Source organism: Herbaspirillum aquaticum, from assembly GCF_002213425.1.
GTDB lineage: Bacteria > Pseudomonadota > Gammaproteobacteria > Burkholderiales > Burkholderiaceae_D > Herbaspirillum > Herbaspirillum aquaticum.
On the sequence record NZ_NJGV01000047.1, the window covers coordinates 1 to 3,052 of the forward strand.

The following is a 3,052-nucleotide window of genomic DNA, read 5'->3' on the forward strand; positions in this document are numbered from 1 at the left end:
GCAGGATCAGGGCAGCGCTGTTCTGCTGCAAGTGAAGTCATGGATGCAGCTTAAATTCTGGCAAACGCTGTCTTGACGGATGGGTCCACTTTAGTACGATAAGGAATTCCTAAAATTTCTGCCACTGCTCTTACTGAAATCAACAACGGCGAAAACGGGAACCTCTCGTTCAGAATTTTCCGAATGCGGCACTCTCGATTTTGGACTTCTTCCATGACTTTCTCATGCATACCCTCTCCTTTTAATGAATCGGAGAACATAGGGCTAATAAGAAAAGCCTTTTCCGGAATCTAATTCAAGAGGAACCTACCGCTCGTCGGAAAGAAAACGCTGCAAATGATGCAGCACGAATTCAATTGAAGAGCACAAAACAGATAAAAACGCTTGAAAAGATCAACACTAAGCCCTCTAGTGTCATCACATAACGCCATCAAACGTCGATTTTTCTTTGTTTTAACTCCGCATTGGAGGCATTTTCCTAAGCATTTTTACGTTCGTGAGGGCCTTGTAATCAACATATGTTTACGAGATGTCTTTATCCAACTCCTGCATTTTCTCTTCCCCGTGCAGGAGTTGGATTGCAGCGGCACCATTTTCTCCTTGCAATCCCGCCGTGAAAATTTTCTTTTTCACAAGCCTTGGGGATTCCTAAAAACTGAGGAGATCGTATGGCCAGTATTTCAAAACGCGTTCGTAAAAATGGTTCTATTGGATGGCAGGTACAAATCCGGATCGAGGGCAGAGTCTCTATTTCGAAGACCTTTGATCACGAAGATGAAGCAAAAGCCTTCTGTGCGCTTGCAGAAGAAAAAGCGGCAATCCTAAACGGAAAGAATCCACATTCCAGAAATAATATTTTTTATCAGACAAAGTTTCGGGATGTGATTGCGAATTTCTTAGCGTCCCCTGAAAACAAAGGCCAGCATAAAAATGAAATTAACTCCATTATTAAGTTCATTGGCGATGCAACGATTGCTGATATCACTCAGGGCTTCATCGCAAAATACGTCAAGAACATGGCTCGCAGTATCAACAAGCAAGGGAAATTTTACAGTTCCTCCACCATTCATAAACATCTCAATGCACTTTCCAGAATCTATAAATGGCACGCAGCTGACTACGAAATTGTTCCTTCCTCGAATTTGTTCTCTCGCAAGAACTTTCCTAAGAAAGGTGCAAAGCGAAACCGAAGACTCTCAGAATCTGAGTATCAACTGATCGTTACAGCACTAGCCACTGGACGAAAGAGAGATGCCGAGCATTTAAGGCTATTGCTAGATTTAGCTTTGGCGACAGGAGCACGCCTTAATGAAATGATCTTGGCCGAATCACATGAATTTGATCTCGAAAATTTTCTTTGGTGCATCCCAGAAGAACATACCAAATCAAAAACCCTTCGTAACGTGCCGTTGAGTGATGAGGCTTGCCGAGTGGTTCAACGGCTAAATCAATTGCGTCCGACCACATCCTCTCGACTCTTTTTTTGTTTAAAAGATAGCGTGACAGTCTCGATGAGGTTCTTCTTCCTCTTCAAGAGACTCAAAATTGTCAACCTGCGTTTTCACGATCTAAGGCACGAAGCCATCAGTCGAATGGTTCTCCAACGTCGCAATATCAGCGTGTTTGAGATCATGGAAATCGTTGGCCACAAGAGCATTGAGATGCTTCGACGTTACGCAAATCTCCGTCCCGAGGAAGTCGTTCGTCGATTCAGGAATTAAATCCAATTGAAACCTATGACCCGACGGGTTTATATCGTGGCTCTGCTTGATGTTGATCGGTTAAAGCCCATCTCCGAGCCATTCCCTGTGAACGTACGTGATCGAATGCCCGCCCAAAAGCCCTTATCCGCTTATCGAGAAGGAGGATTCGAACATGAACGCTGGCCCCCATTTCCGTCCCTCTGAACTTCTCGTTCATTAGGGCCGTCATGCTCTCAATCGCAAAGATAAATAGTGCTTATAACCAAACTAAGCACTCAGCTGCGGCACCTGGTGGTTACCTTTTTTACCTGCAATCGTCAGGAACACGACAACGCACTGATTTTCTCGATTACCTCAGCCCAGACCAATCCGTCGCAGAGCCCCAACCATTTTGGGCAGGTAGTGGCGTACTGGAATTTAGCCTGCCGGATCGGGTTGATCTCAATCAAGTCGAAAAACTAGCCTGGGGATACTCCCCCACGGATGGCGAGGCATTGGTTCGCGGCGCAGGGGCACTTCATGTGATGGGCATCGACATGACGTTTAGCGCTCCCAAAGACGTTTCTGCGGTCTTCGCCGCCGCCGGCTCTTCCACACAATCGGCAATCAACGACTGCATGCAGAAGTCCGTACAGTCAGCAATGGATTATGTTCAGTCGGTCTCTGTTACACGTCACGGTGCAGCAGGCCGCATCAAAAAGAAGGTCTCATCAATCATTGCTGCTTGCTATCCACACTTTGCCAGCAGAGCAATTCAGCCGCAACTGCACGTTCACGCATTCCTATTCAATCTGGGAAAACGCCCCAGCACAAACGAATGGAGTGCTTTGGATAACAAGGCCCAGTTCGATCACAAGATGACCACCGGAATACTGTTTCGGGTCGATCTGGCGTACCACATCGCTCAACTCGGATTTGAGGTTATCCCTGACGGGCAATATTTCAAAATCAAAGGGGTTTCGGATCATCAACGTGAAGCACTGTCCAAACGGCGATCAGAGATACAAGCTTTCATGACCGCTCACAAAGGAAAGACTTCCCTGCATGCGGATATCGCGGCCCTCAACACGCGGTCGGCGAAGGCCGAGCCGCCATATCTTGAATTGCTTGGGAAATTTCGGGACATGGTGGAAGAACTAGGCCTTACCGCTGAATACGTCGAATCTCTCCAATCCCAACCTCATCGGACTTCATTCGCTGAATTTCCCCTCTCTCATCAGGAGCTACTCGATGAGCTCACGCAAACACGTTCTACCTAAAGTGGACCCATCCGTCAAGACAGCGTTTGCCAGAATTTAAGCTGCATCCATGACTTCACTTGCAGCAGAACAGCGCTGCCCTGATCCTGC

The 3,052-nt window shown here is 46.9% G+C and carries 2 protein-coding genes; both read left to right on the forward strand.

All coding sequences use genetic code 11. The features are described 5' to 3' along the window. The first annotated feature begins 668 nt into the window (after window positions 1-668). Window positions 669-1,721, forward strand: coding sequence for a tyrosine-type recombinase/integrase (locus CEJ45_RS24310; RefSeq protein WP_088757548.1), 1,053 nt, complete (start codon window positions 669-671; stop codon window positions 1,719-1,721). 209 nt (window positions 1,722-1,930) lie between these two features. After that, on the forward strand, window positions 1,931-2,962 hold the full coding sequence (gene mobF / locus CEJ45_RS24315) for a MobF family relaxase (protein ID WP_088757549.1): 1,032 nt from the start codon (window positions 1,931-1,933) through the stop codon (window positions 2,960-2,962). Window positions 2,963-3,052: the final 90 nt, after the last annotated feature.

Bases quoted from the DNA above. Each gene is read 5' to 3' on its own strand.
- CEJ45_RS24310 (WP_088757548.1), top strand. From the start codon at position 669: ATGGCCAGTATTTCAAAACGCGTTCGTAAAAATGGTTCTATTGGATGG.
- mobF (WP_088757549.1), top strand. From the start codon at position 1,931: ATGCTCTCAATCGCAAAGATAAATAGTGCTTATAACCAAACTAAGCAC.